The sequence below is a fragment of the Neptuniibacter marinus genome, assembly GCF_001597725.1.
Lineage (GTDB): Bacteria > Pseudomonadota > Gammaproteobacteria > Pseudomonadales > Balneatricaceae > Neptuniibacter > Neptuniibacter marinus.
The window spans coordinates 1-257 of the sequence record NZ_LUTR01000092.1; the positions used below are offsets into that span (position 1 = coordinate 1).

Genomic DNA, 257 nt, shown 5'->3' on the forward strand with positions numbered 1-257 from the left:
CCTGATACTGAGACGGCTTATGTCTCACTTACAGGTCCAAGTTCTGTTATCGAAGGCAATACAACCACTCCATACACAATCAGTGTTGACCAGCCTGCAGCGGATGTGACTTCTGCAATCACGGTGACCTTCACCTACAGCGGTGTTGCTGCTGATGGCACAGACTTCACCGGTGTTGCGAGTGTTGATATCCCAGCGGGCAGCAACTCAAATACCTTCACCATCGACACCTTAGATGATGTGTTAGCGGAAGGTGC

General features: G+C 50.6%; 1 protein-coding gene. It reads left to right on the top strand.

The window, feature by feature from the left end; genetic code table 11:
- Positions 1 to 257, top strand: a 257-nt coding sequence (locus A3774_RS16890) for a hypothetical protein (protein ID WP_197468096.1), incomplete at both ends; no start/stop codon positions are given.